Raw genomic sequence first — 19051 nt, 5'->3', positions numbered from 1 at the left:
GATGAGTTAATCTTGGGAGGAAAGCGGGTGGCGGGACCGGGGCGTCGAGGGTGGCGGGCTCCAGGCTTCGGCAGCCGTTCCCTGGAGGAACTCCTCGACGCTGGGGTCGCAAAAGGGCGCGGCCGGCGCCGCGCTCGCGGCGACGCGGATGATGCCGAGCTTGAGCAGCCGGTACGCGATTGCGCAGGAGCCGAAGAGATCCAGGCCGGCGCGGGCGGCGAGTTCCTGGAGCGCCAAGCGGCCATCCACCGCGGCCACGACCGCGGACTCCTCCGGCGTAAGCGAAAGGAGCGGGAGAATCATTTCGGCGGCGCCGTCTCGGGCGAAGATTGTTTCCACCGATCCGGTGGTGCTCTCGATCTCGAGCCAGTCGTCCACACCCCGGAGCACCTCGAGCACGAATTGGCGCACGTCGAGGTTGAGCGCGAACTGGCGGGTGAACTCCGGCAGGTTCTCGCGCGGGAGAAAGGCGTAGCGCGTTCCAGGCGTCACCATGGCCCGGTGGACGGCGCGCACGCCCTGCGTGCGCAGCAGCGCGGCGAGCACCGCGGCGTCGCGCAACGCGCCCAGGCGCGCGAGCGTGACGAAGAAGGGCGTGCCGTCGCGCTGTTGCGCGGCGACCGCCGCGGCAATGGCGGGCGGCGGAGCGGACCGGAAGTTGTAGGTGGCGCCGGCGCAATACACGCGCGGGTTATTCGAACCCACCATCACGACCTGGCCCCGCAACAGCGTAACATCGACCGTCTCCTGCGGCAGGCGCAGGGAAAAGACGCCGGTGGCGAGCGTGCGGCCGAGGTGGAAGAACGTCGTGTCGATTCCCATCCACTCGTGCGTGCCGGCAATCAGCGGCATCGCCTGGTCGGCGGAGATCTGCGTGCGGCTGACCTCGGCCACGATCTCGGACACGAGTTCGTTGCGCAGGAGAAACGGCAGGTAGTACGTTTCCGCCGGCAGCGGCCCGCGCCGCGTCTCGAGTTCCGGGAGCATCCTGGCGATTGCCCGGAACCGCGCGTTCAGCAGCGTGCGCAGGCCGGCGTGGCCGTCGTTGGCCATGGCCGACGCCACGCCGGGTCCGAAGCGCGCCGGCGGCGGGGGCACGGACGCGGGCTCGGCTCGCGCCGGCGGCACCGGCTGGGCACCGGCGGGCTCCGGATCGGCAAACGGCACCACCACGCCCACCACGGGCGCGGGAGGCGTGGAACCGGAGGCAGTGAGCGCCGGAACCGGGGCGTTTGAACCGGTCGGCAGCACGGCGGCGGCCTCGCTCTCTCCCGCGGCCCCGCTCGGCTTTTTCGTCAACAGATGCTCCACGACACTCTCGAGCACCTTCGCCTGAAACGGCTTCGTCAGATAGTCCCGCACGTTGCGGCTGTCGGCATACAGCTGGCGGATCGCGCCTCCGTTGGTGCTGATGAGCAGCACCGGAATGTCCGCCGTCGTCGGATCCTCCAGCAGTCGCTGGCAGATGACGGGGCTCTGCATGTCCGGCAGCACGTAATCGAGCAGGATCAGTTCCGGGTGCTCGCTCTGGGCGAGTTCGAGGCCCGTTGCGCCCTTCTCGGCCAGCAGCACCTCGTGCCCCGCGCCACGCAGGACCATGCCGACGAGCTTCCGGATCGTCAGGCTGTCATCGATTGCGAGTATTTTGGCCACGTTGGTAAAGGGATGCTGGCTGGAGCAGCCGGTTCAGGCGCTTGCCGCCAATGGGGCGCTCGCGGCGCGCGTCGCGGGCGCAAGGCAACGGGCAACAACATCCCGCAACCGTTCACGGGTCACCGGCCGTTCCAGCCACGCCGCCACCCCCGCTTGCCGGGCGGCCGCTTCCGCGGCCGGATCACAACGGCAGGTCAGGAGCACGACCGGCACGTCCGCGTAGCCGGGAAGCGCGCGCGCTTGCTGCAGCAGCCGGGCACTCTCCACGGCGGGCGCGTCGACCGCGGCGACAATGACGTCGACCAGCATCAGCGAGAGCATGTCGATCGCCGCGGCGCCGTCCGGGCACTCGACCACGTGCAGCCCGCCATCCGCCAGCGCAGCCGCGATCCCCGTCGGCAGCACAGCGGTGTGCTCGACGACCAGGACGGTGGTGCGATGGCGGGCGGAGTTGTCGGACGCGAAGTTCAACGCCGCTCATCCTACCGGTCCGCCGGCGCGCCAACCATCGGGATGGTTGGCGGTTTTACCTCGCGATTCCTGAGTCAAAACCCACGCGGCGCGCGCAAAACTCATGCCTGCGCCGCGAACGCCTGCGGCCTTTACCGTTATGTAGCGAATCAGGCGGCGGCGCGGCCGAAATCTGTCGTCAACAGGATGGATCAAGCCCGACAGGGCGTCGACCACCTCGGGAACTGACGCCGCCGGACTTCCGTTTCTCCTGAGCCGCACTCAGGAAAGGCGCTACTCCGGCCGGCAAAGACCCTCGCGGATGGCGTACTTCGTGAGGCCCGCCACCGTGTTGATGTCGAGCTTCGTCATGATGTTCACCCGGTGGGTCTCCACCGTCTTGGTGCTCAAGCCCATGGCGTACGCGATCTCCTTGGTCGTCTGCCCATCGGTGATCCGCCGTAGGATATCGATCTCGCGCGGCGTGAGCCCCGCGTTCCCCTCGCCTTTCATCTGCCGCTGGTAGTCCCTCACGATGGCCGTCGAGGCGGCGGGCGAAAGATACACCTGACCCGAGATGGTCGCGTCCACCGCCGCGATCAGCTCCTGCGCCGTACAGTCCTTGAGCAGGTAGCCGGAGGCGCCGGCATCGAGCGCGTTGTTGATGCGCTGAATGCCCCCGTGCGCCGTCAGGATCAGCACGACCACTGCCGGGTACAGCCGCCGGATGCGGCGGGTGAGTTCGATCCCGTTCTCACCGGGGATCTCAACGTCCATGATGATCAGGTTCGGCTCGAGCTGGGCCACCTTCTGCAATGCCTCCTCGCTGCTGCCGGCCTCCCCGACCACTTCAAACTTGGAACCCTGCCGCAAGAGGCAATCGGTGACGCTGCCCCGCAGCATCGGATGGTCGTCGACCAACAAAATACGTATAGCCATGGCACTTGGGGTGTTGGCGCAGGCTGTCGGGGGTGTCTGGGCGCCGCAAGCGCGATCCGGTTCGTTCCGTTCCGCGAACGCAAGGCCGCCAGAACCCGGGGAGTTGCAATTCCAGGCGCCGCCCCCCAATTCTATCGGCTCACCCCGGCCCGCCGCCGAACCATGCCCCACCTCGTTTGCAAGTCCTGCGCGGTTTTCCCCAAGAAACGGGGGCGTTTGGGCTTTGAGGTCTGCACCGGGACGCAAAGGCTCGTCACGCGATGAACGGCCACCCCTACGCCTTCCTTGCGCTCTTCGCCGCCGTGGCCGTGGCCTTCCCCGTCCTCCTGCTCGGCGTCGCCCGGCTCTGGTTCAGACTTTTCCAGCCGCCCAAGCCCGGCCCCACCAAGAACGCCGTCTATGAATGCGGCCTGCCGCCCAGCGGCGACGCGTGGATCCAGTTCAAAGCCCACTACTACCTGTACGCGCTCCTGTTCCTGATCTTCGACGTCGAGGTGCTGTTTCTCCTTCCGGCGGCCGCCGCGTTCACCAGCCTGCCATCCGGCGCGCTGCTCGCCGTGCTCGTCTTCATCCTGCTGCTGGCCGAGGGACTCGTCTGGGCGTGGCACCGCGGTCACCTCGAATGGAAATAAGCAATGAGCGACGCCCCGGCCCCCTCCCCAATTTCTGACGCCGAGCGCGACGAACTGCGCCGCCACGGGATCCTGCTCACGAGCGTCCAGGAGATCTACAACTGGGGCCGCAGCCACTCCGTCTGGCCGCTGCAATTCGGGCTCGCCTGTTGCGCGATCGAGATGATCGCCGCCTCGATGGCGCGCTTCGACCTCGCCCGGTTCGGCTCCGAGGTCTTTCGCCCGTCCCCCCGCCAAGCCGACCTGCTGATCGTCTCCGGCACCGTCACCAAGAAGATGGCCCCCCAGGTGGTGCGGCTCTGGAACCAGATGCCCGAGCCCAAATACTGCATCGCCATGGGCGCGTGCGCGATTTCCGGCGGCCCCTTCAAGCAGGGCTACAACGTGCTCAAGGGCATCGACCGCTTCATCCCGGTCGACGTGTACATCCCAGGCTGCCCGCCCCGCCCCGAGGCGCTCCTCCACGGGCTGATGCAGTTGCAGGAGAAGATCCGCGGCCAGGCCATCGCCGGCCCCGACGCCCCGCCACACCTGCGCGACGACGTCCGCGGCGACTGCACCGTCCCCGCCTTCGGCCCGCACGACCTCATCCCCCCCAAGGATCCCTCCCTCTGGCACCCGCCCGTGATCGTCCGGCCCGACTAGGCCTGACGCCCACCGCCACCCCGCCCATGCTTCCCCCGCTCGACGAACTCCGCCGCCTCATCCTGACGACCGTCCCGGCCGCCACGGTGACGATCGTCGAGAATCCCGGGCCGGCGGCCCAGCACTCGCTGCTCATCGGCGCCGATCACGCCCTCGCCATCGCGCGGTTCCTGCGCGATTCGTCCGAACTCCGCTTCGACACCTGCTCCAACGTCACCGGCATCGACTGGCCCGAGCGCGAGGTCGTCGACGTGACCCGCACCGAGGTGCCCAATCCGGCCGGCGGGCCGCCAAAGGTGATCGAGACCAAGGCGAAGCGCGTGGTGCCAGGCTGCCTCGAGGTCGTTTACCACCTCTACTCCGTCGCCCGGAAGCACGGGCCCGTGATTCTGCGGCTGCGCACCGCCAATCGCGCCGACCAGGTCACGCTGCCTTCGCTCACCCCGGTGTGGCGCGCGTGCGAGTTCCAGGAGCGCGAGGTCTTCGATCTCTATGGCGTCCGCTTCTCCGGCCACCCCGACCTGCGCCGGATCCTGATGTGGGACGAGTTCGTCGGACATCCGATGCGCAAGGACTACGTCGAACCCGACGACTACGAGTGGGAGCCGACGCCCCACGACGAGGTGCTCGCCAAGGCCCAGCGGCATTATCCCGCGCCGCCCCAGGAGCGGCTGCCCGACGCATGAGCGCCACGCCCCTTCCCGATCCGACCGGCGCCGGCGCGTCCGGCCTGCCGCCTTTCGACCAGGCGGGCGGCGTCCACGTGCGCCCCGTGCACGACAGCTTTCACGGCGACCTCCTCGAGGTCTCGATGGGACCGCACCACCCGTCGACGCACGGCGTGTTCCGGATGATGGTGACCCTGGACGGCGAAACGATCGTCCGGCTGAAGCCCGTCTTCGGTTACCTCCACCGCAATCACGAGAAGCTCGGCGAGAACACGACGTACCTCGCCTCGATGCCGTACACCGACCGGCTCGATTACCTCTCGTCGATGACGAACAACTGGGCGTACGCGCTGGCGGTCGAGAAACTCGCCGGCCAGCCCGTACCCGAACGCGCCGAATACCTCCGTGTCATCCTCGCGGAGCTCACGCGCCTGCTGAATCACACCTGTCTCGCCGGCTTCCTGCTCCAGGACACCGGCTGCAGCGGCACGCCGCTCATGTACGCGTTCCGCGAACGCGAAAAGATCCTCGACCTGTTCGAGGCCCTGAGCGGCTCGCGTATGATGTACAACTACCAGCGCTTCGGCGGCTGCCGCGTCGATCCGTCTCCGGAATGGCTGGCCGCCGCCCAGCGCCTGGCCGACGGCTATGGCGCCTTCCTCGACGAGTACGAGGCGCTGATCACCGGCAACGAGATCCTGATGGCCCGCACGCAGGGCGTCGGCGTGCTCCCACCCGACCTGGCCATCGCCGCCGGCGTCACCGGTCCCATGCTCCGGGCGAGCGGCGTCGATTACGACCTGCGCAAGGTCGACGGCTACGGCGTGTATCCGCGGCTGCCGTTCCGCGTGCCGCTCGGCGCGCACGGCGACACCTACGATCGGTACATGGTCCGCGTGCTGGAGATGCGCGAATCGCTGCAGCTCCTGCGGCAGGCGTTTCGCGACCTCCCCGCGGGACCGATCATGGACCCGAAGGCGAAGATCCGCGGCTTCAAGCCCAAGCCGGGCGAAGCCTACGGTCGGATCGAGGGTCCCAAGGGTGAAATCGGCTTCTACCTGATCAGCGACGGCACCGGGAACCCCTACCGCTACCGGGTCCGCGCGCCGTCCTTCGTCAACCTCACCGTGCTCGAGGACATGTGCCTCGGCCAAACCGTCGCCGATGCGGTGATCATCCTCGGCAGCGTCGATATCGTCCTCGGCGAAGTGGACCGGTGAAAACCAATGAAGAATGCAGAATGGAGAATGCAGAATTTGACCAAACCCGCGGCCGCGCGCCGGCGGCAGGCATTCTGCATTCATAATTCTTAATTCGCCCTTTGCCTTTCCCATGCTCGGCACCGGACTCATCAAAGGCCTGACCGTCACGGCGAAGAACTTCGTCGGGAGCTTCCATGATCCGGCGCGGTTCGTGACGACGCAGTATCCGGAGGAGCGCACGACCCTGCCGGAGAGCTTCCGAAATTTCCCGTTCCTCGTCCACGACGGCGACCAGGCGATCGACGGGCTCCGCTGCGTGGCCTGCAAGATCTGCGAGAACGAGTGCCCGCCGCAGTGCATCTACATCATCCCGGAGCGCGACGAACGCGGCCGGCCGGCGAAGAAGCCGCGGGTCTTCGACATCGACGTGTCGGTCTGCATGAGCTGCCAGATCTGCGTCGAGGTCTGCCCGTTCGACGCCATCAAGATGGACCAGCAATACGAGATCGCGACGCCCGAGCGCTTTGCGTCGCTGCTCCTCCACCGCGAGCAACTCGCGAAGCCGAACGCCTACTTTCACCAGATCCACCCCACCGAAGCGGCCGAGGTGGACGCCCGGCTCGCCGCGATGAAGCGCGCGGCGGAGGAAAAGAAAGCCGCCGCCGCGCCAAAACCGCCAGCGCCCTCGGCGCCAACCGTATGAACGCCCCGGAACACTTCCTCGAGCGCGCGCCCCTCCTGCTCCGCGATTGGGTGACGGGCGCCCTGCCCGAGCCTTGGCGCTGGCTGGCCAACAGCCTGATCGCGATCGCAGTGATCCTGGCGGTGTTCGGCCTGCTCTTCGCCTTTCTCACGCTCGTCGAGCGCAAGGTCCTCGGGCGCGTGCAGAACCGCCCCGGCCCGAACCGCACCGGCTGGTTCGGCGTGCTCCAGCCGTTCGCCGATGGCATCAAAATGCTCACGAAGGAGGACATCGTGCCGCGCTCGGCCGATCAGGTGCTGCACTTCCTGGCGCCGGTGCTGCTGCTCGCCTTCTCCATCCTCACCTTCGCGGTCATCCCGTACGGGCGTCACCTCCTGCCGGTGGAGCTCGATGCCGCGGTGCTGTATTTCTTCGCCGCCGGCGCCGCCACGGAGCTCGCGGTCTTCATGGCCGGCTGGGCCAGCCACAACAAGTACGCGCTCCTCGCCGCCATGCGCGCGCTCGCGCAGCTCATCAGCTACGAGCTGCCGCTCCTGCTTGCCGTCGTGCCGGTCGTCATGCTCGCGGGCACGTTGTCCACCGCGGGGATCGTCGAGGCGCAGGGCGGCTGGACCTTCGGCTTCCTCCCGCAATGGCACGTGTTTTCGCCGTGGGGCTTCGCCGGCTTCGTTATCTTCATGATCGCAGCGCTCGCCGAATCGAACCGCTCGCCCTTCGACCTGCCGGAAGCCGAGAGCGAGCTGATTGCCGGCCACCTCACGGAGTACTCGGGTTTCAAATACGCCCTGTTCTTCATGGCCGAGTACTTCGGCATGTGCGCGCTCAGCGGCCTGGCCGTCACGCTCTTCCTCGGCGGGTGGCAGCCCCCCCTGCCCTTCCTGGCGATCGTCCCGTCGTACGCCTGGTTCGGCCTCAAGCTCATCGGCCTGCTGCTGGGCTTCATCTGGATCCGGGCGACCTTCCCGCGGCTGCGGATCGACCAACTCACCCGCCTGGCCTGGAAGTTCCTTGTGCCGCTCGCGCTCGTGAACCTCGCGACCGCCGCCTTCTGGGTGCTCACGCGCGACTGGTCCGGGGCGCTGCGCGTGAGCCGCTGGCTGATCGGCGCGGTGCTGGTGGTCGGTCCCTATCTCCTGCTCAGTCGCGCGCTCTTCCGCGGACTCGGGCCGCGCCGCTACACATACGCCGCATGAGCCTGATCTTTCTCGCCCTCGCACTCGTCATCCTCGGCCCCGCCGCCGTGGCGATGGCACTGCGCAACCTGATCCACAGCGCCCTCCTGCTGGTCGGCTGCTGGGCGGGCATCGCGGCGTTCTACCTCTGGGCGGGCGCCGAGTTCGTCGCTTTCGCCCAGGTGCTGGTTTATGTCGGCGCGGTCTCGATGATCGTCCTGTTCGCGGTGCTCCTGACGCGCCGCGCGCCGGGCGACGCCACGATCGGAGCCGAATCCCGCCGGCGGTTCGCGAGCGCGCTCCTCACCGGTGGGGCCGTGTTCGGGGCGCTGGCCGGCGCCGTCGTGGGCACCGACGTCCAGATGCCCGTCGCCACTCCCGCCCCGACGATCGGGGTGCGCGAACTCGGCCGGCAGCTCCTGGGCCCGCACGCCGCGGCGGTGCTCATCATGGGCCTGCTGCTCACCATCACCCTCCTCGGCGCCGTGGTCCTCGCCGCCATCGACCGTGACGAGCCGCTCCCACCCGGATCTCCGCGCCCACCTTCCTCCTAAGTTCACCGACCTCATCCCGTCCGCTTTCCAGCTGATGTCCCCCCTTCAACTCTGCCTCCTGCTGTCCAGCGCCCTCTTCGTGATTGGACTCGTGGGTGCGTTGTCCCGCAGCCACGCGATCCTCGTGTTGCTGGGCGTGGAGCTGATGCTGAACGCGGCCAACCTGAACTTCATCGCGTTCTGGCGCTACGGGCCGCCGCAAACCGCGGCCACCGGCGTGATCTTCGTGATCTTCGCCATCGGCATCGCCGCGGCGGAGGCGGCAGTCGGCCTCGCCCTGGTGATCGCGCTTTACCGCCACCAGAAGAACGCCCGGCTTGAGGAGGCCAACCGGCTCAAAGGATGACACCGGCCATGTCGCTCCCCGTCCACCTTCTCTGGCTGGTTCCCGCGCTGCCGCTGCTCGCGGCGGCCATCGGCGCGCTCACCCCGCGTCACGGCCGGCGCGTGGCCGCGACCGCCGCGATCGCGGCGATGGGGCTGTCGTTCCTGCTCGCGTGCGGCGCCCTGATTGGCGCGCTGCAGGCCCCGGCGGCGCACCAGGTCGCCAACTTCACGTGGTTCGATGTGGGCACCGACGCGTTCCAGCTCGGCTGGCTGCTCGATCCGCTCACGGCGTGCATGGCGGTGATGGTCACGTTCGTCGGCCTGCTGATCTTCATCTTCAGCCTCGGCTACATGCGGACCGATGCGAATTTCACGCGATTCTTCTGCTTCCTGAGCCTGTTCGCTGCCGCGATGCTTGGGCTGATCGTCGCGAACAGCCTGTTCCTGCTCTTCGTCTGCTGGGAGCTCGTGGGCCTCGCGTCCTATCTGCTGATCGGCTTCTGGTTCGACCGCCCTGCCGCCGCGGCCGCGGCGAAGAAGGCCTTCATCACCACCCGCATCGGCGACCTCGGCCTGCTGATCGGGATGATCTGGCTGTATCACGAGACCGGCTCGCTCTTGTTCTTCGACGCCGGTCGGGGCGTGCTTGAGCCGACCGCGCTTGGACAGCTCACCGCCCAGTTCACCGTCGGCGGGCTCGCCGTCTCCACCGCGATCGGCGTCCTCATCTTCTGCGGCGCGATCGGCAAGTCCGGCCAGTTCCCGCTGCACGTGTGGCTGCCGGACGCAATGGAGGGTCCGACCCCCGTCTCGGCCCTGATTCACGCCGCCACGATGGTGGCGGCCGGCGTGTTCCTGATCGCGCGGGTGTATCCGCTCATGGCGGCGGACCAGGCGCTCGCCGCCGTGCCGGTGCACGCGCTCACGGTCGTCGCCGCAATTGGCGCCATCACCGCGCTGCTCGGGGCGCTGGTTGCCGTGGCGCAGCACGACATCAAACGGGTGCTCGCGTTTTCCACCGTCTCCCAGCTCGGCTACATGATGCTGGCGCTGGGGGTGGGCTCCTGGGTGGCGGCGATCTTCCATCTTCTCACGCACGCCTTCTTCAAGGCCCTGCTCTTCCTCGGCGCCGGTTCGGTGATCCACGCGGCGCATCACGAGCAGGACGTCCGGCAACTCGGCGGACTCGGCCGGCGGATGCCCGTGACCACGATCACCTTCGCGATCGGCATGATGGCGCTGGCCGGCGTGCCGTTCCTGTTCTCCGGCTTTTGGAGCAAGGAAGGCATCCTCCACGCCGCCCACGGCTGGCCGGTCTCTCCGCTGCCGCTGGTCATCGGGCTCCTCGCCGTCGTGCTGACCGCTTTCTACATGACCCGCCTGGTCGCCGAGACCTTCTTCGGCCGTGCCCGCAGTGCCGCCGCCGAACACGCGCACGAAAGCCCGGCCGTCATGACCGTGCCACTCGTGCTGCTCGCGGCCGGCGCGGTGCTGCTCGGCTTCCTCGGCACGCCCGCGTGGCCCTGGCTGCAGGCCGCGCTCGAAGGCCACGCCGAGGTGCACGGCCACTCGCTCCTGGAGGGCGCCGGGCTGATGATGCTCTCGATCGTGCTCGTCGCGTTGGGCCTGGGTTCCGGTTGGGCGCTGTATGGACGCCGGCCGCGCACCGCGCCCGAGGCGAAGGACCCGTTGCAGCAGGCCGCGCCAGGAGCGTTCGCCGCGTTGGCGGGCCGGCTCGGTTTCGACGAACTCTACGCCGCCTCGATCGGCCGGCTGGCGACCGCGGGGGCGGCCGCGGCGGACCTGCTCGACCGGTATCTTTGGGACGGCGTCGTGCGCTTCCTGGCGCAGCTCGGCGAGTTCACCGGCGTGGTCAACCGTGAGACCGACGAGTCGGTGCTCAATGGCGGCTTCGACCACGTCAGCGCCCAGTTCCGCGCCACCGGGCAGGCCTATGCTCGCCGACAATCCGGCGACCCGCACGGCTACCTGCGGGTCGTGGCACTCGGCTTCGTCATCCTGGTGCTGATCGTGATGCTGGGAGGTGGCCGATGAACGCGCACCCCATGACCCGCGCCGGCGCCGCGACCCCGGAGGAACGCGCATGACCTCCTTCCCGCTGCTTTCAATCGTGGTGTTCACGCCGTGGATCGGCGCGGTGCTGCTCGCGGTATGGCGCAGTGCGCCGGCGACTTTGAGCCGCGCGCTCGCAATGGCGTTCAGCCTCTCGACCCTCCTGCTCGGCGTCCTCCTCTGGGCGCGCTTCGATCCGACGCAAACCGGCATGCAGTTCGAGGAGAACGAGGCGTGGATCAGCAGCCTTGCCATCCACTACCACCTCGGCCTCGACGGGCTCAGCCTCGTGCTGGTGCTGCTCACCGGGATCGTGACGCCGGTCGCGCTGGTGGCCACCTGGCACGATCCACGGCAGCCGCGCTTCGTCGGCGTGCTGTTCCTGCTGGCGCAGGGTTCGGCGCTGGGCGTGTTCCTGGCACTGGATTTCTTCCCCTGGTTCCTGTTCTGGGAGCTCAGCCTCATCCCGGTGTACTTCCTCATCAAGCTGTGGGGCGGACCCGGCGCGACGCGGGCCGCCTATCAGTTCGTCGTGTACACGATCGGCGGCAGCGCCTTCCTGCTCCTCGCTTTCGCCGCCCTGCTGGCGACGACCGGCACGGCGGACTTCGTGGCGCTGGCCCAACTCGCCGCGAGCGGCGAACTCGATGTCACCCTGGCGGACGTGGGGGCTTTCTGGCCGACGGCGATTTTCGTCGGCGTGTTTCTCGGCGTCGCGGTGAAGGTCCCGCTTTGGCCCTTCCACACCTGGCTGCCTCCGGCGTACGCCGAAGCCCCGACCGCGGCGTCGATGTTCCTCACCGGCGTGATGTCGAAGATGGGCGTCTATGGGTTCCTGCGGCTCCTCTGGCCGATCTTCCCGGAGCAGTTGCACCGCGCCGCGCCGTGCCTGCTGTGGCTCGCGCTCGCCGGGGTTGTGTTCGGCGCGTTGGCGGCGATGCGCCAGCGCGACCTGAAGCGGATGGTCGCCTACTCATCAGTCAACCACCTGAGCTACTGCCTCCTCGCGCTGTTCGCGGTCGCCGCCGCCACCGGGACCCCAGCCTACGACCGCGCCTCCGCCACGGCGGCGCTGAGCGGCACGATCTTCCAGGTGTTCAACCACGGCCTCTCGGCCGCCGCGCTGTTCTACTGTGTCGGGCTGCTCGAGGCGCGCTCCGGCGGACGCCGGGGGCTGGATGACTTCGGCGGACTCCGGACGATCGCGCCGATCTTCGCGGGCCTCGCCGGGATCGCGCTCTTCTCGTCGCTCGGGCTCCCGGGGCTCAACGGTTTCGTCGGTGAGTTCCTGATCTTTCGCGGCGTGTTTGGCCTCGCGCCCTGGGCGGCCGGCGTCGCCTGCCTGGGTCTGCTCGCCACCGCGTGGTTCCTCCTGACGTTCTGGCAGCGCGTCTTCCACGGGCCAAAGGCCGGAGCCACCCTGGCAGGCTTTCGCGACGTGCACCGCTCCGAGTACCTGGCGCTCCTGCCGCTCGTCGCGCTGATGTTCCTCCTCGGCGTCGCGCCCCAATTGCTCGCCGCCATCTTCAATCCGCTGGTCACGGCCTGGGCCGGGGCGGCCGTCATGCCATGAACACGCTTCCCGGCACTCTCTACCTCTCGTTCGCCGGTGCGCTGCTGGCCTGGCTGGCCGGGCGGAAATCGGCGCGCGCCGCCCGCTGGGTCGCGCTCGCGACCGCGGCGGCAGGCGCCGCGTTGGCCCTCGTGGCGGGGGCAGACTTCATCCCGCAGGCCGGGCTGCAGACGATCGTCGATGTCGCCTGGATTCCTGAACTGGGCGTGCGGTATCACCTGGCGGCGGATGGCATCAGCCTGACGCTCGTGGTTCTCACCGGGCTGGCGGCCACGGCAGGCGTGCTCTTTTCCTGGAACATCACGGAACGGCCGGGCGATTTCTTCGGCCTTTATCTCGCGCTGATTGGCGGCGTTTACGGCGTGTTCCTGAGCGCCGATGCGTTCGTGCTCTTCGTCTTCTACGAGATCGCGATCGTCCCGAAGTACTTCCTCATCGCGGGCTGGGGTTCGACCAACCGCGAGTACGGCGCGATGAAGCTCGTGCTCTACTCGTTCGTCGGCAGCTCGCTCGTGCTGGCGGGCGTGCTCTGGGCGTACGCGCTGGCGGGCGGCGGCAGCTTCGGGCTGGCCGAACTCGCGGCGGCGGCGACGCGTTTCACGCCCGGACAGCAGTCGGCATTGTTTGCGCTCACGTTCCTCGGCTTCGGCATCCTGGCCGGCCTTTTCCCGTTCCACACCTGGGCGCCGACGGGCCACGTGGCGGCGCCAACCGGGGCGTCGATGCTGCTGGCCGGCGTGGTAATGAAACTCGGCGCGTACGGCTGCCTGCGGGTCGCGATGGCAACGTTCCCCGTGGGGCTGGCGGCCTGGCAGCCCGTCATCGCGGTGCTCGCCATCGCGGGTATTCTCTACGCCGGTTTCGTGGCTCTCGTGCAGGACGACTTCAAGTTTGTGATCGGCTATTCGAGCGTGAGTCACATGGGCTTTGTCCTGCTCGGCCTCGCGGCGGCCAATGCCCAGGCGGTGAGCGGGGCCGTCCTGCAGATGTTCTCCCACGGCGTGATCGCCGGACTCCTGTTCGCGGTGGTCGGGCGCATGGTTTATGACCGCACGCACACGCGGATGCTGGCGGACCTGCGGGCGCTGCCGCTGCACCGGATGCTGCCGTTCGCAGCGCTGACCTTCGTGCTCGCGGCGCTGGCATCGATGGGCATGCCCGGTTTCAGCGGTTTTCCCGCCGAGCTCACGATCCTGATCGGCGCGTGGCGCACGGCCCCGGGCTGGGCGGCAGGCGGCGCGGTGGGCGTCCTGGTCGCGGCCGCCTTCACGTTGCGCGTGATGCAGCTCGCCTTCTTTGGCGCGACCGAGCAGCCGGCGCACGCGGCGGGCACCCCGCACCATGGCTTGCCGCCCATCACCTGGCCGGAACGCATCGGCGCGGCGCTCCTGATCGGCGCGTCGGTGTACATCGGCCTGAAACCGGACGTCCTCCTCAGCTGGATCAGCCCGGCGCTCGAGTCTCCCCTCTTCCAAGCCGCGCTGCAGGGAGGTGTGCGATGAACCCCGACTTCTCAATTCTCGCCCGTGCCCTCCTGCCGGAAGCCTGCCTGGTGCTGGGCGCTCTGCTCGCGCTCGCCGTCGATCTCACCTGGGGGCGTCGCGCGACCATGTCCGACCGCCTGCGGACGGCCACGGTCATCGGGGCGTTCGCGATCGTGGGCGCGCTGTACCACATCATCGCACTCGGGCCGATCGGCCCGGTGTTTGGCGGGGTGCTCGTGCTCGACCGCCTGGCGGTGGCGACACGCGTCGCGGTGCTCCTCCTGACGCAACTGACGCTGGTGATCGCAACCGGAACGACCAAGGCCCGCCATCCGGCGGAGTATCTCACGGTGATGCTGGGGGCGACCGTTGGCTTCATGTTGATGGCGGCCGCACGCCAGATGCTGGTGGCTTTCCTGGCGCTCGAGCTGGCGAGCCTCTCGCTGTACATCCTGGCCGGGTTCGACAAGAGCCGCGAATCCGCCGAAGCTGCGCTGAAGTACTTCCTGGTCGGCGGCACCGCGGCCGCGTTCCTCCTGTTTGGCTTCAGCCTCATCTACGGGCTGACCGGGTCCATCGACTTCCCCGTGGTCGCGCGGCAGTTGCACGACCAGCCGCTGAGCCCGCTGCTGGTGGTGGCGCTGGTGATGATCCTGGTAGCCTTCGGCTTCAAGGCGGCGGCCGCGCCGTTTCATCTCTGGGCACCCGACGTCTATGAAGGCGCCCCGCCCTCGTCGGCGGCGCTGATCGCGTCGGCCTCGAAACTCGCGGGCTTCGTGCTGTTCACGCGGATGCTTTGGACCGGGTTCGGCCCGGTCGCCGGCAGCGTGGCGCGCGTCGAAACCCTGCCCGGCTGGGTGCCGGTGGTCGCGATGATCGCGCTCGCCTCGATGCTGCTGGGCAACTTTGCCGCGCTCGCCCAGAAGGACGTCCGGCGGCTCCTCGCCTACTCGGCCATCGCGCACGCGGGCGTGATCCTGCTCGGCGTGATCGTCGTCCGCCGCGACGGCATGGGCCCGATGTTCTACTACGCGCTGACCTACGGCCTCGCCACCGTCGGCGCGTTCGGCGTGATCGGCGCCGTGGCGCAGAGCAGTCCGTGCGCGCAGATCACCGACCTGGCGGGACTGCATCGGCGGTCACCGCTGCTGGCCGGCTGCCTGCTGATCTTCATTCTCTCCCTGGCGGGCATCCCGCCGCTCGCGGGATTCTTCGGCAAGTTCGGCGTCTTCGCGGCCGCCTTGAAGGTCAACGGACTCGCCGGCCTGCTCGGCTGGCTCGCGTTGCTGGCGATCCTCCTGAGCGCGGTGGCGCTTTATTACTACCTCGTCGTCTTGAAGCAGGCGCTCGTCGCGCGACCGGCGCCGAAGGCGGCGCGAATCCCCGTGCCGCCGGAGACCGCGGTCGCGTTGATCATCACCGCCGGCCTGCTGGTGCTGCTAGGCGTGTTCCCGTCGGTGATCCTGCGGCTGGTCTAGCCGCTGCGGCCGGGCCGGCAGGCGCGGAGATCGGGCGCGGGCGCGCCGCGGGTTTTGGTGACACACTTCGCGCGCTGCATCGCAAAATTTGCGCAGCAAAAATGATCCCGCGCGATGCACCCGCCCAGCGCTGCCACTACTCTCGGATCAATATGGCCAATTCATCCGATCGCACCCCCGACAATGTTCCTGGCCGCTACTACGTCGACTCGAGCTGCATCGACTGCGACCAATGTCGCGTGCTCGCCCCCGACGTCTTCGCCCGCAATCCCGATACGGGTCTGGGCTATGTGAAGCGCCAGCCGCTCACGGATGACGAGATTGCCCTCGCCGAAGAGGCGCTGGCGTCGTGCGCCACCGGCTCGATCGGCAATGATGGCGCCTGAAGGTTACTTCCCGCGGTTTCCGTTCTCTCCTACCCACCACTTCTATGTTGAATGACCTGATTATCGGCATGGCCGGGTCAGGCGGAGATGGTATTGTCTCCGCCGGCGAGTCGCTGATGAGCGCAGCGGCGAAGGAAGGCTATTACGCCATCCTGACCAAGAGCTTTGGTTCGCAGATCCGGGGCGGCGAATCGTCCTGCCGCCTGCGGGTGGCCACCACTCCGGTGCTGAACCCGGGTGGCGCGCTCAACGTCGCCGTCGCGCTGAACTGGGAGGACTTCCTCCGCTTCGGCCGCGAACTGCCGGTCACCGCCGACACCGTGGTGATCTACGAGCAGAAGACGGGCGTCGCCGCCGATGCGATCCCGCTGGCCGTCCGTCCCGCCGTCGTGCGCAGTGCCCCAATCGAGGACCTCGCAAAACAGGCCGCCGGCACGCTCCAGGCGAAGAACAACGTCGTGCTCGGCTTGCTCGCCGGTTGGTTCGGCCTCGGTCGCGAGGCGATCCTTGACGGTATTCGCAAGAAATTTGGCAAGAAGGGCGCCGAGATCCTCGCGGGTAACGAGCGCGCCTTCGCGGCGGGCCTTGCCTACGCGGACGCCAATCCGATCCCGCCCGACAAGCAGCTCTCCCGCGCGCATACCGCGACCGGCAAGCGCCGCGTCACGGACGGCAACGAGATCTGCGCCGAGGCGGCCCTCTTCGCCGGGTGCAAATTCTTCGGCGGCTATCCGATCACGCCGGCCACGGAGATCATGCAGCACCTCCAGCGCGACATTTGGAAGCACGGCGGTTCGCTCCTGCAGGCCGAGGACGAGATTGCCGGCATCGCCGCGGTCGTCGGCGCCTCCTTCGCCGGCGTCAAGGCCATGACTGCCACCTCCGGCCCCGGGTTCTCGCTGAAGTCCGAGGTGCTCGGGTTGGCCAGCCAGGCCGAGCTGCCCCTCGTCTGCGTCAACGTGCAGCGCGGCGGCCCCTCCACCGGCCTGCCGACCAAGCCCGAGCAGGCCGACCTGTTTGCGGCGGCCTTCTCGGCACACGGTGACTCCGTCCGTCCCATCCTCGCGCCCATCAGCGTCGCCGACGTGTTCGGCGTCACCGTCGAGGCCTTCAACGTGGCCGAGGAGTACCAGACGCCGGTGATCGTCCTCTCCGACCAGGAGATCGCGCAGCGCAAGGACATCATCGATCCCATCGACCCGTCGGGGCTCAAGCTCGTCGACCGGCTCAAGCCGACCGAGGAGGAGCTCGCGAAGGGCTACGTCCGCTTCAAGCTCACGCCCTCCGGCATCAGCCCGATCACGAATCCCGGCATGAAGGGCGGCGGTTATCTCGCAGCCGGCATCGAACACAACGAGGTCGGCGCGCCGACCAGCAACGGCGAGATGCACGAGAAGATGAACGAGAAGCGGCTCCGGAAGCTGGATCCGCTGAAAGCCCGCCGCGACCTGTTCGTTTTCGAAGGCGATGCGGACGCCGACATCGGCGTGATCAGCTGGGGCAGCGTTGCAGGCGTGGCCATCGAGGCCGTGCGCGCCGCGCGGGCCAACGGCCTCAAAGTCCGGCTGATGATTCCCAAGCTCCTGTATCCGGTCTCGGAGCAGATCTACGGCGAGTTTTTCGCCTCCCTGCGCCACTGCCTCGTCGTCGAGCAGTCGCACCAGGGCCAGTTGCACCGGCTGATCCGCATGTGGGTCAACGTGCCGGCCGAGTTCGTCTCGCTCGCGCGCAGCGGCGCCAACCCGATCGCGCCGGCCACCGTGCTCGAACGGATCGGTCAGCTCGCCCACCCGTCCACCTCCGCCAACTCCCTTTCGCGATGACCACTCCCAGTGCCGGCTGCGGCTGCCCGCAGCCATCCGATGCGCAAACCACCCCGGCGGCGCCCGCGCTGACGCCGAAGGACTTCAAGAGCACCCTGAAGCCGATCTGGTGCCCGGGTTGCGGTGACTATGGCGTGGTCACGGCCATCTATCGCGCGCTCGCCGCGGTCGGCCGCCCGCCACATGAGGTCGCCTTCATTTCGGGCATCGGCTGTTCGAGCCGCATCCCCGGCTACACCACCGCCTACGGTTTCAACACCGTGCACGGCCGCGCGCTCCCCGTCGCCCAAGGCATCAAGATGGCGCGGCCCGACCTGCTCGTGCTGTGCGCCGGCGGCGATGGCGATGGCTTCTCGATCGGCGGCGGGCACGTGCCTCACGCCATCCGTCGCAACCTGGACCTCACCTACATCGTGATGGACAACCACATTTACGGCCTCACCAAGGGCCAGTTGTCCCCCACGACGAAGCGCGGGGCCAAGACCAGCAGCAGCACGTACGGGAGCATCGAGGACCCGGTGAATCCCCTGCTCTACTGCCTCGCCTACGGCGCCGGCTTCGTTGCGCAGGGCGTGCCCGCCGACCTCGACGGCCTCACCAAGATGATTGAGGCGGGCATCCGGTATCCGGGTTTCGCGTTCATCAACATCCAGTCCCCCTGTGTCACCTACGGCGATCCGGAGGACCAGGTGAAGGTGCAGAAGACGCGGATGAAGAACCTGGTCACGCTCGGCCATGACCGCACCAACCGGCTCCGGGCGATGGAACTCGCACAGGACTACACCACGGAGCTGTACACCGGCGTCTTCTACCAGAATCCGAATCCGCCGGAGACGTACGACACCTACATCCGGAACCGGCAGCAGGAACTCGCCGGCTAATCCGTCCACGGAGATTTCATCGGTCTTACCACGCCGGGACGTGCCTCGTCCCGGCGTTTTTTTGCGTCACCGCCCGGCCGACGGACGCGGCCGCCCGCATGCGTCCCACGGATACGGCCGCGCAGCACAGTCCCGCGTCGCGGCCCCCGGAAACTGTGCCGGTGAAGGACGCATAAGTTCAAATCCACTTACCGACACCCCAGAATTCGAACTGCTAATGGGCCAACCCTTTCCCTTAGCGCGTTGACGTCAGCCCCCGCAACACGCTCGACCTTCGGACCGTCCGGCGGCAGCCCGGCCAGTGCGACGTTTTACGAGTGAAAAACCGGTGCGGCGCGGCCTCATGTATCAGGATGCTAATTACACGCGGCGTCCCGGCCGCCGCGCCGGCGTCGGGCCGACCCCTGT

Annotated in this window: 18 protein-coding genes; 15 read left to right on the top strand and 3 right to left on the bottom strand. The window is 68.2% G+C overall.

What is annotated here, in order from left to right; genetic code table 11:
• Positions 1–6 precede the first annotated feature (6 nt).
• The 3 genes from DB354_RS18760 to DB354_RS18750 form a co-directional block, all read right to left on the bottom strand.
• Positions 7–1653, bottom strand: coding sequence for a response regulator (locus DB354_RS18760; protein ID WP_107837179.1), 1647 nt, complete (start codon positions 1651–1653; stop codon positions 7–9).
• A 33-nt stretch (positions 1654–1686) separates the two neighbouring features.
• Complete coding sequence (locus DB354_RS18755; RefSeq protein WP_107837178.1) at positions 1687–2124, bottom strand: response regulator; 438 nt, start codon at positions 2122–2124, stop codon at positions 1687–1689.
• Between the two features lie 273 nt (positions 2125–2397).
• Positions 2398–3042 carry a response regulator transcription factor gene (locus DB354_RS18750; protein WP_107837177.1) on the bottom strand — a complete coding sequence of 215 codons (645 nt, stop codon included), beginning with the start codon at positions 3040–3042 and terminating at the stop codon, positions 2398–2400.
• 260 nt (positions 3043–3302) lie between these two features.
• On the opposite strand from DB354_RS18750, the gene DB354_RS18745 reads away from it, so the two are divergent.
• The 15 genes from DB354_RS18745 (at position 3303) to DB354_RS18675 (ending at position 18643) form a co-directional block, all read left to right on the top strand.
• The gene (locus DB354_RS18745; protein WP_107837176.1) at positions 3303–3674 is read left to right on the top strand and encodes an NADH-quinone oxidoreductase subunit A; all 372 of its coding nucleotides are present in this window, start codon (positions 3303–3305) and stop codon (positions 3672–3674) included.
• A gap of 3 nt (positions 3675–3677) precedes the next feature.
• Positions 3678–4319, top strand: coding sequence for an NADH-quinone oxidoreductase subunit B (locus DB354_RS18740; RefSeq protein WP_107837175.1), 642 nt, complete (start codon positions 3678–3680; stop codon positions 4317–4319).
• A 26-nt stretch (positions 4320–4345) separates the two neighbouring features.
• A complete protein-coding gene (locus tag DB354_RS18735) occupies positions 4346–5005 on the top strand; it encodes an NADH-quinone oxidoreductase subunit C (protein WP_107837174.1) in 660 nt (219 codons plus the stop codon).
• A gap of 125 nt (positions 5006–5130) precedes the next feature.
• The gene (locus DB354_RS18730; RefSeq protein ID WP_343205595.1) at positions 5131–6207 is read left to right on the top strand and encodes an NADH-quinone oxidoreductase subunit D; all 1077 of its coding nucleotides are present in this window, start codon (positions 5131–5133) and stop codon (positions 6205–6207) included.
• Between the two features lie 112 nt (positions 6208–6319).
• Positions 6320–6892 (top strand): 4Fe-4S dicluster domain-containing protein, encoded by a 573-nt coding sequence (locus tag DB354_RS18725; protein ID WP_107837172.1) that lies wholly within the window; start codon positions 6320–6322, stop codon positions 6890–6892.
• The gene (gene nuoH / locus DB354_RS18720; RefSeq protein ID WP_107837171.1) at positions 6889–8085 is read left to right on the top strand and encodes an NADH-quinone oxidoreductase subunit NuoH; all 1197 of its coding nucleotides are present in this window, start codon (positions 6889–6891) and stop codon (positions 8083–8085) included. The genes DB354_RS18725 and nuoH overlap by 4 nt, the downstream gene beginning before the upstream one ends.
• Positions 8082–8618: an NADH-quinone oxidoreductase subunit J gene (locus DB354_RS18715; protein WP_107837170.1), complete on the top strand. Its 537-nt coding sequence runs from the start codon at positions 8082–8084 to the stop codon at positions 8616–8618. The genes nuoH and DB354_RS18715 overlap by 4 nt, the downstream gene beginning before the upstream one ends.
• A gap of 34 nt (positions 8619–8652) precedes the next feature.
• Entirely contained in the window at positions 8653–8964 is a 312-nt protein-coding gene (gene nuoK, locus DB354_RS18710) for an NADH-quinone oxidoreductase subunit NuoK (protein WP_107837169.1), read from the top strand.
• Between the two features lie 8 nt (positions 8965–8972).
• The gene (gene nuoL / locus DB354_RS18705; protein ID WP_107837168.1) at positions 8973–11000 is read left to right on the top strand and encodes an NADH-quinone oxidoreductase subunit L; all 2028 of its coding nucleotides are present in this window, start codon (positions 8973–8975) and stop codon (positions 10998–11000) included.
• 49 nt (positions 11001–11049) lie between these two features.
• The gene (locus DB354_RS18700) at positions 11050–12591 is read left to right on the top strand and encodes an NADH-quinone oxidoreductase subunit M (protein ID WP_107837167.1); all 1542 of its coding nucleotides are present in this window, start codon (positions 11050–11052) and stop codon (positions 12589–12591) included.
• Positions 12588–14093 (top strand): NADH-quinone oxidoreductase subunit M, encoded by a 1506-nt coding sequence (locus DB354_RS18695; protein WP_107837166.1) that lies wholly within the window; start codon positions 12588–12590, stop codon positions 14091–14093. Before DB354_RS18700 ends, DB354_RS18695 begins: the two co-directional genes overlap by 4 nt.
• On the top strand, positions 14090–15553 hold the full coding sequence (locus DB354_RS18690; protein WP_107837165.1) for an NADH-quinone oxidoreductase subunit N: 1464 nt from the start codon (positions 14090–14092) through the stop codon (positions 15551–15553). Before DB354_RS18695 ends, DB354_RS18690 begins: the two co-directional genes overlap by 4 nt.
• 152 nt (positions 15554–15705) lie before the next feature.
• The gene (locus DB354_RS18685) at positions 15706–15939 is read left to right on the top strand and encodes a ferredoxin (protein WP_107837757.1); all 234 of its coding nucleotides are present in this window, start codon (positions 15706–15708) and stop codon (positions 15937–15939) included.
• Between the two features lie 44 nt (positions 15940–15983).
• Entirely contained in the window at positions 15984–17762 is a 1779-nt protein-coding gene (locus tag DB354_RS18680) for a 2-oxoacid:acceptor oxidoreductase subunit alpha (protein ID WP_107837164.1), read from the top strand.
• Entirely contained in the window at positions 17759–18643 is an 885-nt protein-coding gene (locus DB354_RS18675; protein WP_107837163.1) for a 2-oxoacid:ferredoxin oxidoreductase subunit beta, read from the top strand. The genes DB354_RS18680 and DB354_RS18675 overlap by 4 nt, the downstream gene beginning before the upstream one ends.
• Positions 18644–19051 lie beyond the last annotated feature (408 nt).

The organism is Opitutus sp. ER46, from assembly GCF_003054705.1.
GTDB lineage: Bacteria > Verrucomicrobiota > Verrucomicrobiia > Opitutales > Opitutaceae > ER46.
This window is presented reverse-complemented; position numbering and strand designations above follow the sequence as displayed.